Annotated in this window: 18 protein-coding genes and 1 pseudogene; 9 read left to right on the top strand and 10 right to left on the bottom strand. The window is 45.6% G+C overall.

Features of this window, described 5'->3' with window-relative positions:
* Window positions 1–15 precede the first annotated feature (15 nt).
* On the top strand, window positions 16–192 hold the full coding sequence (locus FQV30_RS18040) for a hypothetical protein (protein WP_186725683.1): 177 nt from the start codon (window positions 16–18) through the stop codon (window positions 190–192).
* The gene (locus FQV30_RS15665) at window positions 182–514 is read left to right on the top strand and encodes a DnaD domain protein (RefSeq protein ID WP_146501084.1); all 333 of its coding nucleotides are present in this window, start codon (window positions 182–184) and stop codon (window positions 512–514) included. The genes FQV30_RS18040 and FQV30_RS15665 overlap by 11 nt, the downstream gene beginning before the upstream one ends.
* Window positions 515–671: 157 nt before the next feature.
* Here FQV30_RS15665 and FQV30_RS15660 read toward each other — a convergent pair whose 3' ends face one another.
* On the bottom strand, window positions 672–1,220 hold the full coding sequence (locus FQV30_RS15660; protein ID WP_146501083.1) for a GNAT family N-acetyltransferase: 549 nt from the start codon (window positions 1,218–1,220) through the stop codon (window positions 672–674).
* Between the two features lie 113 nt (window positions 1,221–1,333).
* Here FQV30_RS15660 and FQV30_RS15655 point away from each other — a divergent pair, with 113 nt between their 5' ends.
* The 7 genes and pseudogenes from FQV30_RS15655 to FQV30_RS15625 all read left to right on the top strand — a co-directional run.
* Entirely contained in the window at window positions 1,334–1,816 is a 483-nt protein-coding gene (locus tag FQV30_RS15655; protein ID WP_146501082.1) for an SRPBCC family protein, read from the top strand.
* Window positions 1,817–2,124: 308 nt separating this feature from the next.
* Window positions 2,125–2,685, top strand: a complete 561-nt coding sequence (locus FQV30_RS15650) for a hypothetical protein (RefSeq protein WP_146501081.1) — start codon at window positions 2,125–2,127, stop codon at window positions 2,683–2,685.
* A gap of 180 nt (window positions 2,686–2,865) precedes the next feature.
* A complete protein-coding gene (locus tag FQV30_RS15645) occupies window positions 2,866–3,651 on the top strand; it encodes a hypothetical protein (RefSeq protein ID WP_146501111.1) in 786 nt (261 codons plus the stop codon).
* Entirely contained in the window at window positions 3,648–4,196 is a 549-nt protein-coding gene (locus tag FQV30_RS15640) for a histidine phosphatase family protein (protein ID WP_146501080.1), read from the top strand. Before FQV30_RS15645 ends, FQV30_RS15640 begins: the two co-directional genes overlap by 4 nt.
* Window positions 4,197–4,208: 12 nt before the next feature.
* Entirely contained in the window at window positions 4,209–4,901 is a 693-nt protein-coding gene (locus FQV30_RS15635; RefSeq protein WP_146501079.1) for an HAD family hydrolase, read from the top strand.
* A gap of 138 nt (window positions 4,902–5,039) precedes the next feature.
* Complete coding sequence (locus FQV30_RS15630; RefSeq protein WP_146501078.1) at window positions 5,040–6,131, top strand: GGDEF domain-containing protein; 1,092 nt, start codon at window positions 5,040–5,042, stop codon at window positions 6,129–6,131.
* 193 nt (window positions 6,132–6,324) lie between these two features.
* Window positions 6,325–6,846, top strand: a pseudogene (locus tag FQV30_RS15625) (NUDIX hydrolase); the annotation flags it as partial.
* Between the two features lie 51 nt (window positions 6,847–6,897).
* Here FQV30_RS15625 and FQV30_RS15620 read toward each other — a convergent pair.
* The 9 genes from FQV30_RS15620 to FQV30_RS15580 all read right to left on the bottom strand — a co-directional run bounded on the left by FQV30_RS15620 (window position 6,898) and on the right by FQV30_RS15580 (window position 18,444).
* Window positions 6,898–9,351 carry a S8 family serine peptidase gene (locus FQV30_RS15620; RefSeq protein WP_146501076.1) on the bottom strand — a complete coding sequence of 818 codons (2,454 nt, stop codon included), beginning with the start codon at window positions 9,349–9,351 and terminating at the stop codon, window positions 6,898–6,900.
* A 181-nt stretch (window positions 9,352–9,532) separates the two neighbouring features.
* Window positions 9,533–10,975: a S8 family serine peptidase gene (locus FQV30_RS15615; protein ID WP_146501075.1), complete on the bottom strand. Its 1,443-nt coding sequence runs from the start codon at window positions 10,973–10,975 to the stop codon at window positions 9,533–9,535.
* A 147-nt stretch (window positions 10,976–11,122) separates the two neighbouring features.
* Window positions 11,123–11,758, bottom strand: coding sequence for a response regulator (locus FQV30_RS15610; RefSeq protein WP_146501074.1), 636 nt, complete (start codon window positions 11,756–11,758; stop codon window positions 11,123–11,125).
* A gap of 5 nt (window positions 11,759–11,763) precedes the next feature.
* Complete coding sequence (locus FQV30_RS15605; protein WP_255473496.1) at window positions 11,764–13,587, bottom strand: sensor histidine kinase; 1,824 nt, start codon at window positions 13,585–13,587, stop codon at window positions 11,764–11,766.
* Between the two features lie 83 nt (window positions 13,588–13,670).
* Window positions 13,671–14,858 (bottom strand): NRAMP family divalent metal transporter, encoded by a 1,188-nt coding sequence (locus tag FQV30_RS15600; RefSeq protein WP_146501073.1) that lies wholly within the window; start codon window positions 14,856–14,858, stop codon window positions 13,671–13,673.
* A gap of 27 nt (window positions 14,859–14,885) precedes the next feature.
* Window positions 14,886–15,656, bottom strand: coding sequence for a LamB/YcsF family protein (locus FQV30_RS15595; RefSeq protein WP_146501072.1), 771 nt, complete (start codon window positions 15,654–15,656; stop codon window positions 14,886–14,888).
* On the bottom strand, window positions 15,653–16,633 hold the full coding sequence (locus tag FQV30_RS15590) for a 5-oxoprolinase subunit C family protein (RefSeq protein ID WP_146501071.1): 981 nt from the start codon (window positions 16,631–16,633) through the stop codon (window positions 15,653–15,655). Before FQV30_RS15590 ends, FQV30_RS15595 begins: the two co-directional genes overlap by 4 nt.
* Window positions 16,617–17,315 carry a 5-oxoprolinase subunit PxpB gene (gene pxpB, locus FQV30_RS15585; RefSeq protein ID WP_146501070.1) on the bottom strand — a complete coding sequence of 233 codons (699 nt, stop codon included), beginning with the start codon at window positions 17,313–17,315 and terminating at the stop codon, window positions 16,617–16,619. Before pxpB ends, FQV30_RS15590 begins: the two co-directional genes overlap by 17 nt.
* Before the next feature lie 280 nt (window positions 17,316–17,595).
* Window positions 17,596–18,444, bottom strand: coding sequence for a transporter substrate-binding domain-containing protein (locus tag FQV30_RS15580; protein WP_146501069.1), 849 nt, complete (start codon window positions 18,442–18,444; stop codon window positions 17,596–17,598).
* Window positions 18,445–18,703 lie beyond the last annotated feature (259 nt).

Genomic DNA, 18,703 nt, shown 5'->3' with positions numbered 1-18,703 from the left:
GTTAAAAGAGGTCTTTTGCAAGGATTTTTCTGTATAACTTATAGTATTAAAAGAACTATCAATAAAATAATGTTAGGTATAAAGACTAGAATTATGTATAATACAGTTGTGGGAAAAATTGCAGGGTTAAAGCAATTGGAAATGAAGCAAGCTGTTGCTGCAAAACGTGGAGGGGATAAAAATGACGGATAAGGAAATTATGGAATACCTATCTTCTTTTACACCTGAGACATTGCTGATAGAGAAAAACAAAGGCTTTGCGATAAGAGATATTGATTTCGAGCTAATTGAAGAACTGAGAGAGAAAAAGCTGACCGATGAAATTATTAAAATCATCCTTTATTATGTCCTGCAGCGAGCTTGCGGACTTCGGTTTGATGCCATTCGGGACATGGCTGAAAAATGTGTACAGCGGAAAATAAGCACAAGGCAAGAAGCTTTTTACTTAACGGTGGAGGAAGATTTCCGCTGGAGAAGCAAAAGGGAAAAAGTAAACGCTTGCAGGTGTTATTAAAGAAGATCGCTTTAAAGAGAATAGCGGAAAAGCAAAAGACTGGGCTTCTAGAAATCCAGTCTTTTATCATTGTATATCATTTCTGTTTTCCTAACGGATTTTTTACGGTGTGTTTCAGATTGAAAAAGGGTAAGGGTATAGTAAAATGCCAAGGAATTTATTGTTCGTTCCATCTCCCCATCAAAACGGTATTGAAGAAGTTGCCGCTAGAAAGGCGTTTGTCATTTTTTAAAATGCCTTCCGTTTGAAAGCCGAGCTTTTTGTATAGGTTTATAGCGGATTTGTTCGTTTCGAGAACGGCTAATGCCAGCTTTTTTATGCCGTTTGCATCGGCCCAGGCAATCGACGCCATTAAAAGGTTTTTGCCGATGCCGCAACCCCAGAAGTCTTTCAGGACGCAGACACCAAATTCTGCTTTGTGGGCGAAACGCTGTAGCGAATTTCCTTCGCATCTGGAAAAGCCGACGATCTTATCTCTAGCCACGGCGACTAAAAAGAGGTTCTTGCAATTTTCGGTATCCGCTTGGATCAATTGCTCGAAACCGGACGGATCAATGAACGCTTCGTCTGGTTCCCTGTCGAGGTTTTCGGTTTCTCCATCAATCTGCAGGCGAAGAGCCGACAGGCTTTGCGCGTCTTCAGGTGCGGCTGGCCTGATGGTATAAGCTATTCCGTTAACATTGAAATGCTGGTCATCAATTTTCATCTAAAGTGCTCCCTATGATCTGTTCTTTTAGAAATTATACTTTATGAAATGCATCATTTTCTATGGTGTTAAGTGATTTCTTTTATCAATAAAAAGAAAGAGGGATGAGGCTGATGAATGTTACTTCCACCGTTATGATTTCCATGGCGCGGCGTTTCGAAGCAAGGCCGGAACGGGTTTTTGAAGCGTGGGTGAAACCGGAATTAATGAAAAAGTGGCTGTTTACTTCTGAATCAACAAACAAAACTGTAAACAATGATCCGCGGATAGGCGGCGTTTGGGAAATCGTCGACCATCGAAATGGAGTTGAGTACCGGGCTGCCGGTGAGTACCAGGAAGTGCGGCGGCCGCATAAATTGGTCTTCACATTTGAGATGCCGCAATTCAACGAAGCTACGGATATTGTCCGGGTTACAATTTCCGAGGTAAGGGAAGCGGCGGAGATGCTGTTCACCCAAGAAATTGTAATACCGCATGAAGAAGGCTGGACCGATGAAGACGTAAACAAAGCGTTAGAGGAATATGGCGCCCAAACAGAACAAGGCTGGGCATTGATGTTTGAAAAATTGAAACAGCTGGTTGAAAACGACAAGTAAATGGATTTGCTAAAGCTGGCTTTTATACAGGTCAGCTTTTTCGTTTTCCTATTCCTAAAATTTTAAAGGAGGCAGTTTAAATATTCTTGAAATATTTGGTAGAATAGAAGTGGAGTTTTGCGAAAAAGAAGGATTGCATGAAAGTTTACCGGCAATCTTTCCAAGATGGATATAAACGGACAAAGGATAATCATAAAGACCAAAACCTTATGATTTTACACACACTGGCGGCAACCTGAACAAGGTTATGTACGAATAAAAAGTAAAGCATGTGCACTGCATCTGTTCAAAAGATAAGGGGGAAGAAAATGAAAAAGACATGTTTCTTTGCTTTGATCACCCTCGTTTTTGCAGGAGTTTTTTCTTTTCCCTCAGCAACAGGAGCTTGCTCTTGCACATCGCCGCCTGGGGTTGAGCAGGAAGTGGCGCGTTCAAAAGCAGTATTCACTGGAACTGTATTGGACGTGCGGGAAGCAACCCCATTCTTTGGGGCGCCTTCTACATCGGTCTTTTTTGAAGTGGAAGAAACATGGAAAGGTGTGGAACAGTCTCAAGTTATGATTGTGACCGGGAGCGGCGATGGAGATTGTGGTTCTGATTTCCAGACAGGTACAGCTTATTTGGTTTATGCGCGCGAGCCTTCCCTGTATGGCGGTTCCCATGAATTTGAATCGCTGATTTGCAGCCGTACAAATGAACTGGCAATGGCTCAGGAAGATTTGGCGGTACTTGGAAACGGAGCTGCGCCGACTGAACAAGTCGACTTGACCAGCTCCAAAAATGGGCAAACAATCTTAATGGGGATAATTATACTGCTGGCATTAGGCGTAAGTGCAGCGCTTATTTTGTTGAAGAGAAGAAATTCTTGAAACCAATTTCATTCTTTCTCTTTTTTTGAAGGATTTCAGTGAAGGGAGTGGTGTGAACAGAATATGCGAGCCTGGCAGAAAAATGTTCTTTGCTGCCTTTCTTTTTATATGAACGTTAAAAGGGATTCACTGCCCGAAACCCGAAGATATAACAAGATACTTTTAGGGAAGGTGACTGCGATGAAAGCGCCTGAAGAGATTCTTGCAGTATGGAGAAAGTTTGATGAATTTCCGATGGAAACTTTTACAAAAGCTTGGTTTTATTCGAAGGCGGAAGGGAAAAGGCAGCGGACGGTTGCATTGATGAAAGCTCATCGGGAGCGTTATGGGATATCCGGCAATTGCTTCGACTTGGCCATTTGGCTAATGGATGAATTCGCGCAAGCCGGCATCAAGGCCTATCCCGTCGGCAGCCATTTGAATACGGAGGATGCCCATGTAGGACTTGTGGCTGAAGACTCTTCTGGCAATCGCTATTTATGCGATCTTGGCGATTTATGGCTTCAGCCGATCCTGATCGACGGCAACAGCAAAGCGTTCACGAAAGAACGGCTTTCCGGCTTTTTTCCGGCGGCGGAAGTGCAAGTGCTGCCTAAAGAAAAGGAAGTGGAAATCATCTATCATCGGCCAAACGGCAAACAATCAAAACAAAGCTATGAAACAGATCCGATTGCATTGGATTTCTTTATGGCGGCGGCAGAGTTTTCGCAAAATCATGTCTATCCAAAGCCGCTGTTTGAAAAGCGCATTCCGTATAAAGATGAAATTGCCCATTGGGAATTTGATGATTGGAAAAGTTTCCTGAGCACAAGCGAAGGGCTGTTTTCCGAAGCACCGCTGTCGACAACCGAGGAATGGGCGGAGCGGATCCACAAGAGGACAGGCGCAGATAAAGTGTTTTTAACTGAAACTTTAAGGATTTATGAAAAGATGGACAAGATTCAAGAAAAGAGTGGGAACGCATGACAACAAACCTGTATTTTGTGCGTCACGCCCATTCGGTATACACGCCGGATGAGTGGTCGCGCCCGCTATCGGAAAAAGGCCTCCAGGATGCTTGTACTGTTACAGAACTTTTGGGGCGGGAATCTATCGACCATGTTATTTCGAGCCCTTACAAGCGGGCGGTTCAGACGGTAGAAGGGGTTGGCAATGACATCGAGCTGGTGGAGGAGTTTCGCGAACGGACTTTGAGTGATGGCCCGCTTGCGGATTTTGCTTCGGCTATCCAAAAAGTATGGCAAGACGAAGGGTTTGCCTGGGACGGCGGGGAGTCGAATGCGGAAGCAAAGGCGCGCGGCGTGAAGAAGACGGTGGAGCTTTTGCATACTTATGCCGGGAAAAATATCGCTATAGGCACGCACGGCAATATAATGGTGTTGATCATGAACCATTTCGATCCTGCATACGATTTTCAGTTTTGGCAGCAGCTTGCGATGCCGGACATTTATAAATTGTCTTTTGAAGGCACGGAGCTGACCGGGGTGACGCGCTTAGGAAGTTTTAGGTAGGGGGAAAAGGAATTGATCAAAGCGGTGTTGTTTGATTTGGATGGCACGTTGCTGGACCGGGATGCTTCTCTTCGGTCTTTTATCGACGGGCAGTACGAGCGGCTTGAAAAGTGGATTGGCCACATCCCGAAAGAGCGGTATATTTCCCGGTTTATAGAACTGGATAAACACGGCTATGTTTGGAAAGACAAGGTGTACCAGCAGCTTATCGCTGAACACCGCATCCGGGGCATCAGCCAAGAAGCGCTGCTGCAGGATTACGTCACAAAATTCCAAAACCATTGCATACCGTTCCCGGGAATGCATGATATGCTGGACGAATTGAAAAAGCGGTCGATCCCTATGGGAATCATCTCAAACGGCAAAGGGCAGTTTCAGATGAATAATATTAAAGCGTTGAAAATTGATCCTTATTTTGATGCGATTTTGATATCCCAATGGGAAAACATGAAAAAGCCTGACGTTAGGTTGTTCTATCGCGCTTTGGATCGTCTTCAGGCTGCTCCTTCCGAAAGTGTTTTCATCGGCGATCATCCCGACAATGACGTGAAAGCAGCCCGCAGCATCGGAATGAAAGGCCTTTGGAAAAAAGATCCGCAATGGAATGCGCCAGATGCGGATGGAGTGGTTGGAAACTTGCTTGAAGTGGTCGATTGGGTTGATCATCAACCGCCTTTTGAGGCGCTGAAAAATGACATTCTATAGTCTGCCGAAAGTTAAAGGAAGCTTTCTGTTTTGCGCATTGACAAAAAAACATATTTATCCAATAATTACATATTAGCATGCCATCTAGATCCTACTCTTTGGCAAGCGTTTGAACGGGTTGAAGGGGATTGTTGATCAATGGATGATAAATTACTTTTTTTCTTTCTGGAGAACATGGCGCTTATTATTGCCTTGATGTATATGGCTTTAAGGGTCAAAGAATCACTTTCGCTTGATAAGAAGAACCCCGCTATATTGTTTGTGGGCTATGCGCTTTTTATAAATTTTTTAACGTTCTCCGTCATGTACCATCCTTTTTTTCATGAGGGCATGCGGATTGATTTGCGGGAAGTCCCGCTGTTTTTCATTTCCTATATAGGCGGGTGGAAAGTTGGGATTCTCTCAAGTATCCTTCCGGCGATTTACCGCATTTACTTGGGTGGGCCGACGGTATTGGAAGGAACCCTTCAATCGATTATCCTTCCGGTTATCATCGGCGCTTTGTTCCACGTCAAAAAACCGGCCAATCCATTGCTTGTGCTCATCAATCTGAAGCGTATGATGGCAGGTTTTATTTTGTTTGAAATGATCAAAACCGTGGCTTTCTTGCTGAGTACACCAATCACTCCATTTATCGCTGCTGTAATGTTCATCTTTGCGGCGATTGCCGCATTGTCAATGGCGTTGATGCTGAATGAAGAAAACCGTAAGCTGTTGTTGAGGAAAGAACTGGAATTCCTATCCAATCAAGATCCGATGACTCATTTGCCGAATATCCGGTTTTTCAAGAACAGGGTGCAAAAGCTTTTGATGAAAGATGAGCCGGTTTCCATTGTGATGTTTGATGTGGATTATTTTAAAACATACAACGATACCCATGGGCATCAAAAAGGGGATGCGGTATTAAGGACATTGGGCCAGCTGTTGAAAGAGGCCGCCGGAAAAAATGATGTTATTGCCAGGTACGGAGGCGAAGAATTCATTCTCTGTTATTCGGGAGCTTCAGATGAGGAGAATGTAAAAGCGGCTGCGGAGCGATTTCGTAAAAACGTCCAAGACTATCGATTTGAAGGCGAAGAACAGCAGCCGGAAGGGGATTTGACCATTTCACTGGGTGTCAGTTTCTCAGGAAGCGGTAAAACGCTGGAACAAATCATCGAAGAAGCAGACCAAGCGCTCTACCAATCCAAGAAAATGGGGAGAAACCGTGTAACGGTCTGGGTAGGATGAAGATAAAGGAATTGAGGAAAACCGGCATATGATTGCCGGTTTTTTGCTTGAGAGGGGAGACAAGGGGATGGAAGCTGAAAAAATAAACGTATGCGATAAAGAGGGCGTTTTTCTTAAAGTGGCTACGCGCCAGGAAGTTCATAAAGAAGGCTATTAGCATGAAACATTCCACTGCTGGTTTGTTGGCAGAAAGCAGGGCAGAGATACCATCCATCTGCAGTTGCGGAGCAAAGACAAAAAGGATTTTCCGGGTTTGTTCGATATCACGGCAGCGGGACATATTCTGTCGGATGAAACGATAGGGGATGGTGTACGGGAAATCGAGGAAGAGCTTGGAATTGCCGTATCTTTTGAAGAACTGATTTCAATTGGCGTCATTAAAGATCAGATTCATGAAAATGGATTCTTTGACAATGAACGGTGCCATGTTTTTTTATACAATGCAGAAACAACTATTGAAACGCTGTACAAGCTGCAAAAAGAAGAAGTATCAGGAGTTGTAACTGCGGATTTTCAAGATTTCTATAAGTTGTGCCGAGGCTTGGAAAAGAAAATAGCTGTTGAAGGGTTTGGAGTGGCAGAAGACGGACGGAAAACAGCGGCAGGAAAAACCATCACGACGAACGATTTGGTTCCGCATAGCCCTGAGTATTTACTTCAAGTAACCGACTTGATTTCGAAGAAGTTAAAAGACCGCAAAAGCTTCTGGAAATAGAGATGAATGGGAAAACCCCCTGCCCAATAGGCAGAGGGTTTTCCCATTCAGTTACTTAGCGAAAAAGGCACCATAATGTCGGCTGAACGCAACTGCAAAGTCTCCGCGTGTTACTTGTTGCGCGGGAGAAAACGATGCTTCTACTGTAGGAGACAAATCATATGTCCCTTGGGTGACCGAGAATTTCGCATTCAAGATATTCAAATCGAGTGCCACTTGGACATAGCCTTTCAAGTGGGCCGGAATGGTTCCTTGATCTTTCACAACCACCCGCTCGTCTTTGTACTGGACAGTTACATCGCCTTCAAAAGCTTCGGCTTGTTCTTGAAGCCCTAAACTTTGGACTAGCGAGTAAGCCAATTCAGCTCTTGTAACAGTCCCTTTAGGGTTGAAAGAGCCGTTTGCTGCGGGCAGCATAACACCTTTGGCGGTTTGCTGGTAATCTCTGAAAGCTGCGCCTTTAGCGGCAACAGCTTCCGCAAATGGACGAACTGCTTCTGAAACATCCGTAAAGCTTGCGGTCTTTGGCAAAGCTTGGCGAATTTCAGCACCCATGACCAAATAGTTCGCTAGATCCACTCTTGTCAATTTTGAATCAGGCTTGAATGTGCCGTTCGCGTAAGAATCAAACAATCTGTTTTCAATGCCCATGACGATAGCTGCTTCTGCAGGATGTCCGGCAATATCGGACAAGCCTGTAATCTCCCCTGTGGTCGTAAATGCAAGTGACCCTTTCACTGTTTCTGGCAGAGCCAACCCAATAGGATTGGCTGCATGGCCTTTCAGGCCGCGGACTTCCAACTTCCATTCACCTGGAGCCGGGCTGTTGACAATGACAGTCCGGTCATATGCTGTAGGAAATAACAAGCTGATTCCTGAACTGAATTCCGTGCCGTCTGGGGCAATGAGAACCAAGTTTACTGGATTTCCAGTTTGTTCAATCAGTCCGGCAGCATTTGCTTTTGCAGAAACGATCGATGTTCCGGGTTCTACTGTAAAGCTGTGCTGCGTGCTTGCGGAAACGGTATAGTCCACTGCAAAATCCTCACGTGTTGTATCTGTAGTAACGTTTCCATTGAAATCTTTTGTGCTGTTCAATGTAGCGCCGTATACATTTCCGTTGAATACAGCATCCAATGCTGCGTAGGCATTCACATAGCCTGAACCAACTTCCCATGTTTCATAGCCTGGCATGTTTGTTGCCGTTTGCTGCAATGTGCTTTTGATCTCATCAGGCGAAAGTGAAGGATCCGCTTCTAAAAGCAACGCGGCAATGCCTGCTACGTGTGGAGTAGCCATGGAAGTTCCGCTCATTGTCGTGTAATAAGGCAAGTGAGCTGGATCAAGTGTTGCCGCATCCTGTTCCGCCGCCAAAGAAGTAACTGGTGAAACCGTACGGGTAGAGACGATATCAACACCAGGCGCCACTACGGTCGGAGCGTCTTCCCATGTCCAAGTTTCCCCGTCCATTTCAAATGTTCCGCCCACACCTTTTGTTCCTCTGGAAGAAAAGTCTGCTAGTGTCCCGTCTTTTTCACCGGCGCCCACAGAAATGACCCAAGGCGCTTTTGCATACGGGTTATGCGTATCTTCTCCGGGACCGGAATTTCCTGCAGCAAATAAAACTACGATGCCCCGGTCATGTGCTTTTTTACTGGCGATATTGATCGGATCATTTGGATCGAAATTGCCAGAAGAGCCCCATGAGTTTGTAATGACACGGATATTATATTCTCTTTGATGCGTGATTGCATAGTCAAATCCGCCAATGCCATCCAGGATGAAAAGAGCGCCTCCTGATCCATAACCGATCAAATCAGCGCCAGGAGCAGCGCCTGCATATTTGCCTCCTGACAAAGCTCCCGTACCGCCGACAGTACCTGCAACGTGTGTTCCATGGCCTGAATTCGTATCTGTATTAATCACATTTTCTGTATAAGAAATCGGGAGGATTCCTGTTCCTTGCAGATTTGTAGTCCCCAAAACGTTCTGAACCAGATTTTTTCCAAATTCATGGTCTTTGTGCGTCCCATCAACCCCGCTATCGTTGATGACTACACCGACACCTTTTCCGGAAACAGGGAAGCCGCCATTTTGCTTCTGGAATCCAGCATCTGCTTGTGCTTTGTCTACACCCGTCATAGCTGTAGCATCAGAGTTGAAATAGCTTAACTTTTCGTTCAAATAAACAGATTGAACATCTTCCTGTTGAGCCAATTGCTCTACTTGCTGTTTTGTGGCGACAGCGCCTACAATCGGCAGGCTTTGCATAGAAACCGCTGACTGGATGCCAAGCTTTTCTATGAATGCCAATTGCGCTTCTGTCGGTTTTTGATCCCCGCGGAAAGTGACAATAACCTGGGCCAAGTCTTTTTCTTCAAAAGCTGACCATACTTTTTCTTCTACTACTGTCTTGCCAGTGGAAACCACATCAGTGGCATAGGCAGTAGAAAAAGCAGGGAAAATCAAGAAGATCATCATAATGCTCAACAAAAGTTTTTTCATTCCTCATCCTCTTTTCATAATAATTTGAAAACTTATACTTTTATTATTGAATGGAATCATAATTTTTCCTATTCCTCTTAAGAAGTATCTTGATAAACAAAGGAACTAACATGATTACTACCAATGCAGTATTTTTGAGAAAAAAGTTTACCCACCCCTGTAGGGCGGGTAAACTGGGTCCTTATTTTGAAGATTCTGAAGCAGCCAAATCTTTTATCATGGTAACAGCCTCGTAAGCATTCACATAGCCAGCGCCGACTTCCCATGCTGCGTATCCGTCCATCGGAGTTGCGCTTTGCTGCAATACTGTTTTGATTTCTGAAGGCGACAGAGTCGGGTCAGTTTCAAGCAGCAAAGCAATGATGCCGGCAACGTGAGGTGCAGCCATCGAAGTTCCGCTGAACGTTGTGTAATACGGCAAATGAGCCGGTGAAATGCTGCTTGAATCTTTTTGCAAACTCAAAGGCGCAAGCGGGGAAAGGACGCGTGTAGAAATAACGTCTACTCCGGGTGCGGTTATAGTTGGCTGATCTGTCCATCGGAACGTTTCACCGTCAATAGTTACAGTGCCGCCTTTGTCTTTTACTCCTCTAGAAGAAAAATCGGCTAATTTTTTGTGTTGATCTCCGGCTGCAACAGTGACAACCCAAGGGGCTTTTTTGTAATTGCCGGAAATGGTCGATTCTCCAGGACCGGAATTTCCTGCAGAAAAGACTGTTGTGATTCCGCGGTCATATAATTTTTTTGTCGCGATATTGATCGGATGGTTCGGGTCAAAATCTGTATTTGAATCACTTGTATCGCCCCATGAATTGGTAATTACGTGAATATTGTATTGATGCTGGTGGGTAAGGGCATAGTCAAACCCGCCGATTGTATCCAAAATTGCCACGGCTGCTCCAGAGCCATAGCCTATCAAGTCAGCGCCTGGTGCAGCTCCTTCGTATTTTCCGCCGGACATGGCTCCTGTGCCGCCGACAATGCCTGCAACGTGGGTGCCGTGGCCGGAAGATGAGTCGGTGTTAGGCACGTTTTCCAAATAAGTGATGGGAACGAATCCAACGGTGCTGTTCAAGTTTGTGCTGGCTAGAACATTTTGCTTCAGATTGCGGCCGAGTTCATGATCTTTATGGGTTCCGTCAACACCGCTATCATTGATCACTACACCAATGTTTTTTCCGGTTAACGGGAATCCGCCATTAGCGGATTGAAACTCGCTATCTTCCCGCACGCGGTCAACGCCTGTTATAGCTGTCGAGGTTTCATTTTCATATTGTAAAGGAGCGTTGTAATAAACGGATTGAATGCTTTCTTCCATTGAAAGTTTCGAGATTTGTTCTTTCGTCAATAAAGCCCCGATAAATGGAAGGTTTTGAAATACTACCCCATTTGCAATCCCTAAATTTTGGAGCAAAAGAAGCTGGTTTTTCTTCTCTGGTTCGATGTCTTTAAATGTGATGATCGCTTCAACAGGCCCTGAAGCCTCCTGCAGCATTTCTTTTAATTTCTCATCAATAATTGCGCCTTCAGAGGCAGCTGCATGATGCTGGCTGGATGGCAACGATGTGAAAATGAGGCTGAATATCAAACAAAAGATGCTTATTAAACTCCATTGTTTCTTCATTAAAAACCCGCCCTTTTATTAGAATAGTAAATCTATTTTATCTTGGCATGAATCTCTTCCTTGCGCTATTAGGCATCAGCCATATTCTCACTACGTAAAAAGGCGTCCTCCGATACTACTTAAGTAGTATCGGAGGACGCCTTTTGCTTAAAGGAGAGGGACTAGTTGATTCTGTACAGCATAAATTATGGCTTGAGACCGGCTTTTCACATTCAGCTTTTTGAAAATGTTGCTCACATGGATTTTTACGGTTTTATCACTAATATAAAGGCGGTCTGCGATTTCTTTGTTTGATAAGCCTTCGACCAATCCTAGAAGAACTTCCATTTCCCGTGGGGACAATGCATTATCTTCTGTCTGATTTTCAGTTTGATGAAGAGACAGCAATTTTTTGGTCATCATTGGCGGAATGACGGATTCTCCATTGCTTACGGTCCGAATGGCTGAAATGACATCCGCTGAAGGGGAGTCTTTCAATAAGTAGCCATCTGCGCCTTCCCGAATGGCTGCCATAAAATACTCATCGTTTTTGTACATCGTCAATATAACGATTTTAATGGAAGGATAATTGCTTTTCACCCACTTTGTCAATTCAATTCCATTCATCTCTGGCATATTGATGTCCATCATAATCACGTTGGGTTTTTTGTTCGGCAGCATTTCCATCAATTGCCGGCTTCCTGTCGCTTCCCCGACCACTTCCATATCACTTTCTTGTGCGATAAGGGTTTTCAGGCCATCGCGCAATATTGCGTGATCATCTACTAAAACCACTTCTATCAAACCAGTTATCCTCCTTTGAATCCCTCTGCGGGGATTTTGACCATAATTTCGGTGCCTTCTTTTTCCTTGCTTTCGATCTGGAAACTGGCGTTCACTTTTTCCGCATCTTCATTCATTTGAAGAATGCCGTAATGCGGTTCTTTCATGGCTCTTGTCATTGCTTGATACAGCGAAAAGCCGATGCCGTTGTCTTTGATCCTTAAAAAGATATGGTCTGGCTGGTAAGCCAGCAAAATATCGAGTCGCGAAGCATTTGCGTGCTTGATGCAATTTTGGATGCTTTCCTGAACAATCGAAAAAATCACTTTTTCTGTCATCAAGCTCATTTTATCTTGGACTCCTTGGCTTTCAAAAGATATGGAAAGCGCTAATTCCTGATTTTCTTTAAGGTCTGCAATTTTTTTCTTTATCGCCAGGTGCAAACCCAACTGTTCAGTAGGATAGGGGCGCAGCGCATAAATCGAATCCCTGATTTCCTTTAGCCCTTCCCTAAGTGTATGGTTGCTGTCGTTGATAAGCGATTGAGCTTCCGCCGGATGGGAATAGATTTTTTTGGACGCCGTGTCATATTTCATGATGGCACCCGCTAAAGTCTGCGCAATGCCATCGTGGATATCGTGTGCGATCCGGTTGCGCTCTTCCAATAAAAGCCGCTGTTCTTTTTCGGAAAACAGCAGCTGGGTTTTCAGGAATATCGCCAGCTGGTTGGCTATAGTAGCTATAGAGTGAACATCTTCCACAATGAAACTATTAGTGCGGGTCTTTGCCATAACCAAACAGCCAATCTGTTGATCCTCTAAAACAAGGGGAGCATACACGGCTGATTGGATGGTTTTATCAAAATAAGCGGCTAGAGGCGCCTGATTCAAAGTTTGTTTGTTATAGACCTGTAATGAACGGATCTTGTTCAACGCTTCAAGTTCTTGTAATTGATGCTGGCTAAGGTGGAGGCTGCCTTCTGAAATCGCCAAATACCATTTGCCTTTCTCGTCGCGCGTGAACAAAAAACTTTCATCATAAGAAACAACGCCGGTAATCAGCCGTTTAAGCCCATCTTCCCAGTCCTTGACAGGAATCAGCTTGTTCAATTCAGAGGAAAAATGGAACAATGCCTTCAACCTTTGTTTGTCAGCCCGCAGCTTAATAATAATGGAACTGATGATAGCAAGGAAAATTAAAGGAGATAAAAAGAAAAAATAAGTAAAAATATCCACTTCAACGGCACGGTTTTGATTCCCCAAAAAGTGAAGAAGAACTCCATAAACCAGCGAGATGGCAAAGCTGAACAGTTCACCTCTTCCTTTTTCAAGCCAAATGGGCAGCGTATATTTTTCAGGCCTCAGAAGCAATACAATATCTACAATGAAGTTGTTGAAGATGTAAAAAGAGCAGAGAAAAAATAAGAACGAAGAAACTATTGCTGCCGGTTCAGATAAATCCCCAAATTGCATTGACCAACTTTTCGCAAGGTGGGCTATCCCTAAACTGAGCGCCAGCTGGGCAGGATTGAAGAAAATGATGCGCACCGGCCGCTGATTCAACAAAGTTGTTGCTAATACAGCAATAAAATACAGAATGAAGGCAATTTCAATTCCATAGATCAAGTACGTCAGATAAACGACTGGAAAAGTAAGAGAAGAATTGCCTTTTCGGAAAGGCATTGGAAAGTACTCGCAAATAAAGATGAACGCCAGTAAAAAAACCAATTCAAACGGTTCGGTGATCACCGGAAGGTGAAGCAGCAGGAAAGCCGCAACTGCCCATCCAATAAAAGAAATTGCCATCATAAAAAGCTGAGCCATATAATGCCGGTAAGATTTCTGTTTCACTTAAAGCCCGTCCTATTCTGCGTTTAGCTTTTGTAATGAAACCTCCAAGAACAGAAAAGCTGCTGCCCTTGGAAGTTTTCCTTTCACTCAAAAAGTTGAGGGATTCCGTTGGAAAGAGTGTAAATGCCCATCCATGCCATGGCAATCACAATGATGGCCCCGATTATGGTCATCCATAAAGGGTGCTTATAATCGCCGACAATTTTTGCCTTGTGTGCAGCTACCAACATAACTCCGAGGGCAATCGGCAAAATCAAACCATTCAATGATCCCACAAGAACAAGAATCAGAACCGGCTGGCCGATAGTGGCAAAAACGGCAGTGGAAATGACGATAAAGCTGATTGTCAGCAACCGGTGGTACTTTTCCAATGCCGGGCTGAATGTACGGATAAATGAAACCGACGTATATGCTGCCCCGACAACCGATGTAACGGCAGCGGCCCACATAACGACACCGAAAATCTTATAGCCAATATTCCCGGCTGCCAGTTGGAACACTGAAGCTGGAGGATTGGCCGGATCAAGCGGCAACCCCTGGGATACGACACCAAGAACGGCCAAGAACAAGATAATTCGCATAAGGGAAGCGATGCCGATGGCATAAATAGAACTGCGCGTCACTTCCGGAAGCGCGGCTTTGCCGGTCAGTCCTGCATCAATCAAGCGATGCCCGCCTGCAAATGTGATATATCCGCCGACCGTTCCGCCGACCAAAGTAACGATAGCAAAAATATCGATGGTATCCGGTGCGAAGGTTTTAACAATGGCTTCCCCAACAGGAGGCTGTGAGACAATCATGACGTACACAGTCAAGCCGATCATGACAAAACCGAGTATTTGCGCAAAGCGGTCCATCGCTTTGCCGGCCTCTTTTACGACAAAAATACCGATGGCCAAGGCTCCGCTAAGAAGGGCACCGGTCCTTGGGGATATACCGAAAAGCACATTTGTTCCAAGGCCGGCGCCGCCTATGTTTCCAATATTGAAGGCGAGCCCGCCCATCACAACCAATAGGGCCAAGAAATATCCGAGGCCGGGCAAGACGTCATTTGCAATATCTTGCGCCCGTTTTCCTGACACAGCGATGATTCGCCAAATGTTCGTCTGTGCACCAATATCGATAAGAATAGAAATTAAAATAACAAAGCCGAATGAGGCAAGAAGCGATTCGGTAAAGACGGTTGTCTGGGTCAGGAACCCTGGTCCAATAGCTGAAGTCGCCATAAGAAAAGCGGCGCCGAGCAGAATGCTGCGGTTTGTATTTTTCATGCTGTCCACACTCCTTCCATAAAGTAATTACATGAATTCACTTACTTTCAATACGTCAATGCCTGTACCGCGAAGCGTTTTGGAGATTTCAACTGCAAAATCGAGTGCGGTGGCGCCGTCGCCATGAATGCAGATGGTATCCGCCTGAATTTCAATATCTTCATTTTCAACCGTTTGGACTTTGTTTTCTTTTACCATGCGCACGACTTGGCTAATCGCAGTATTTGGGTCGGTGATCAACGCGTTCGATTGTGTTCGCGGCGTCAACGTTGCGTCAGGTTGATAGGTCCGATCTGAAAACACTTCGCTCGCGGTGCGAAGCCCGATGTTTCGCCCGGCTTTGATAATTTCACTGCCGGACAAGCCGAAGAGCACCAATTCGGGATCGATTTTATAGACCGCTTCAGCAATCGCTTCTGATAGCGAAGCATTTTTGGCGGCCATATTGTAAAGTGCGCCATGTGCCTTTACATGCTGCAAACGGCCTCCTTCAGCCTGGACAAAGCCGGACAAAGCGCCGATTTGATAAAGGGTGAGGTCATAGGCTTCCTGAGGCGAAATTGCCATATTGCGCCGGCCGAAGCCGACAAGGTCCTGGAGGCCCGGGTGAGCGCCGATGCCAACGTTTTTATCGAGTGCCAGCTGCACCGTTTTGCGCATCGTTGCGGGGTCGCCTGCATGGAATCCGCAGGCAATATTCGCCGACGTCACGTAATCCAGTATGTCGGCGTCATGCCCCATTGTATAGGCACCGAAACTTTCCCCCATATCACAGTTCAAATCCACTTTATAATTCATTTCCATTCCTCCCATTTCAACTGGATGCTGATTCTCAATTGCCGAATTTTCTGTTCTTGTTCAGCCCATAGCCGCTGAGATTCTTCCAGTGTGATTTCCTCGAAGCGAAGACGGTCTCCTGGCTTGAGTTGCGAGACGAGCGGCAAGTCGACCGATGCGACCTGGCCAATTTTAGGATAGCCGCCAGTCGTCTGGCGGTCCGCAAGCAAGACAATGGGATTGCCATCAGCGGGTACTTGGATGGATCCAAACGCCACCGCTTCAGAAATCAGTTCTGCTGGCTCTTCGAGAGATAACGGTGTTCCTTCCAAACGATAGCCCATGCGGTCTGAATTGGAAGATACAAAAAAGAAATCAGCAAAGATATTTTCCTGGCTTTCTTCATCAAACAAATCATATTGCCGTCCCTTCATCATACGGACAACAGGCTCAACCGAATAGTGCGGGGCAGGCACTTTCCAGTCCGTTTCTTTAGACGAAGCTTTTTCGAATGCTGCAAGCTGCCATGCGGGTGTAGGATTTGCTTCTACCAGATCATCTGCTTTTAACGCCCTTCCATGAAAACCGCCGATTTCCGCCCGCAAGTAAGTGGATCGGCTGTTCATCACTTCAGGGACGGAGATGCCGCCGGATACGGCCAAATAACAGCGGCATCCCGATATTGGGGCGCCGAACGACAAGCGGCTGCCGCCTTTTACAGCGAGGGGCCGCCAAGTATCCACCTTTTTGCCGTCAATTTTGGGGGACAAATCGCCGCCGCACAAAGCGATGAAGATGTCCCTTTCAAATTCGATGACAGGGCCGACAAGCGTAATTTCAAGTGTTGCAGCATTCTCTTCATTGCCGACCAGCAAATTGGCCAATCGGTGGGCGTAGGGATCCATTGCCCCGCTTGCGATGACCCCGTATTTTTGGAAACCGTAACGCCCCAAATCTTGCACAGTTGTTTGAAGGCCGCTTTTAATAATTTTCAGCATCGTCCTCCTCCTTCCATGCGTGATATTCACTTTCTGTGATTTTCTTGAAAACGATTTTATCGCCAGCCCGCAGCAAGCTTGGCACCGTGTTTTCCGGCTGGAACAACCGCATTGGGGTCCGGCCGATCAACTGCCAGCCGCCGGGGGTTTCGATGGGGTAGATGCCGGTTTGTTTGCCGGCAATGCCAACGGTCCGTTCCGGTATGCGGAGGCGGGGGGAATCCCGCCGCGGCGCCGCAATTTTCTCGGACATGCCGCCAATGAATGGGAAACCGGGGGCAAATCCGATCATGTGCACCGAATAAGTGCCGCTTGTATGGATACGGATAACTTCTTCCGGCGCCAATCCGTTATGCTCAGCGACAAATGCCAAATCCGGCCCAAACTCTCCGCCGTAGCATACGGGAATTTCTACAGTCCGAGCTTCCGAAGCCGCAACTTCTTCCGTTTGTTGAAGCAGTTCTTTCAGCTCGGCTTCCACTGTTTCATACCCCGCGGAAAGTGAATTGTAAAACACCGCCACGGTTGTAAAAGCGGGGATGATTTCCACCAGCCAGTGGGGCGGCCTGCTTTCGAGAAGCTGGGAAACTGTCCGAACCTGATTTTGTGCTTCTTCGCTTATTTCCTGTCCGACTTCAATTACGATGGCCTGGTCGCCAAGCGGGGAAAAAGAGTAGTCCAATTGCTCACCTCATTCATTGAGTATTCTGATTATAGATTCAGTATAAAGCTTTGCTTTATGCAACGAAAGTGGCAATGCAGGCAATTCATGAGAAAGGAAAAAAGGGAGGAAAAGAGATTAGCGGAAAAGTTTGGGAGGCTTGTTCTAATGCAACCCCAGTGAGTATGAGTCCCGGACAGTCCAACGAAATAAGAATAGTGCCTGCTCTCTGTGTGCTAAAAGGGTTCTCCATGAAGAAAAAGAAGCTGTCCGCAAGGGGTCAGCTTCTTTTTCAAGTTTCCTACTCTTCAATATCCACTTTTTTCGTAACGTCTGCGCCGTTGAAAAATTCGCCTGAAATCTCGGTTACGGTGCCGTCTTCAATCATTTCCTCAATAACACGGTTAACGTTTTCCGCCAGTTCCGTGTTGTCTTTGTTCATTACTACACCGACTTCGGACGGGCTGTATTTGATGTCAGGATGAATGGTGATATTCAGTTCTGGAAACGCGGCAAGCGCCAGCGTCTGCAGGTAATAATCATTCAAGATGACATCGGTCCGGCCGATAGCTACATCGCGCAAATACGTTTCGTTTGTTGCATTGTCATAGACAACTTCTTCAGCTCCATAAGAGCGGGCGGTTTCCATATAAACGGAAGTGGAGGCGCCGGCTGCTTTTTTGCCTTTCAGATCTTCCAGTGTTTCAATGCCTGATAAATCATCTTTGCGGACAATCGCTGTTCCATAAGAATATTTGAAAGGGGTCGAAAACAAGAAGTTTTCTTTTCGGTCTTCGGTCACTTCAATATCATTCGCTGCCATGTCGACTTGGCCTGTCTGGACAGACGTCAGCATTTCATCAAACCCAAGTTCAGTGAACTCAATTTCAAGTTCTAAGCGCTTCCCGATTTCTTTTGCCACTTCCACTTCAAAACCTGTCAGTTCATCTGTTCCTTCTTCACGGTAAGAAGTTGGATAAAGAGTGCCGGAAGTCGCGACAGTCAATTTGCCTTCTTCCTGAATGCGATCCCATTCAGTTGTCGGCTCCTCGGACATGTTATCGCTTTCACTTCCGCAAGCGGTTAAAAGAGCAAGTGATGCAATCCCGGCAATCAAGGCGCGGCTCCGGTTGTTAAATAAGTTCTTCAATGTAGTACCCCCTATTTTTTAATCCTTCCAAAACATAGCATTAAGAATAACAGAGAGCAATGGGTTAATTGGGTTAACTTTCTTGTTGAAAAATTCTAACAAAAGAGCGGCGGAAGAAGCCGGTAATTACCATAGAGAAAAAACTCCACGCTAAAAAAGCAGGCAGCAGGTCATGTAACAAGTTCAAGAATGAATGCCTTTGGCGTTTGTGGATTCTTGCGGCCTCTTGAATTTCCGGTCCTTGATTTTAGGCTGTCTA

It is taken from the genome of Planomicrobium sp. CPCC 101110 (genome assembly GCF_007859395.1).
GTDB lineage: Bacteria > Bacillota > Bacilli > Bacillales_A > Planococcaceae > Planococcus.
The sequence above is the reverse complement of the archived record's forward strand: the minus strand, read 5'-3'. Positions and strand labels throughout refer to the sequence as shown.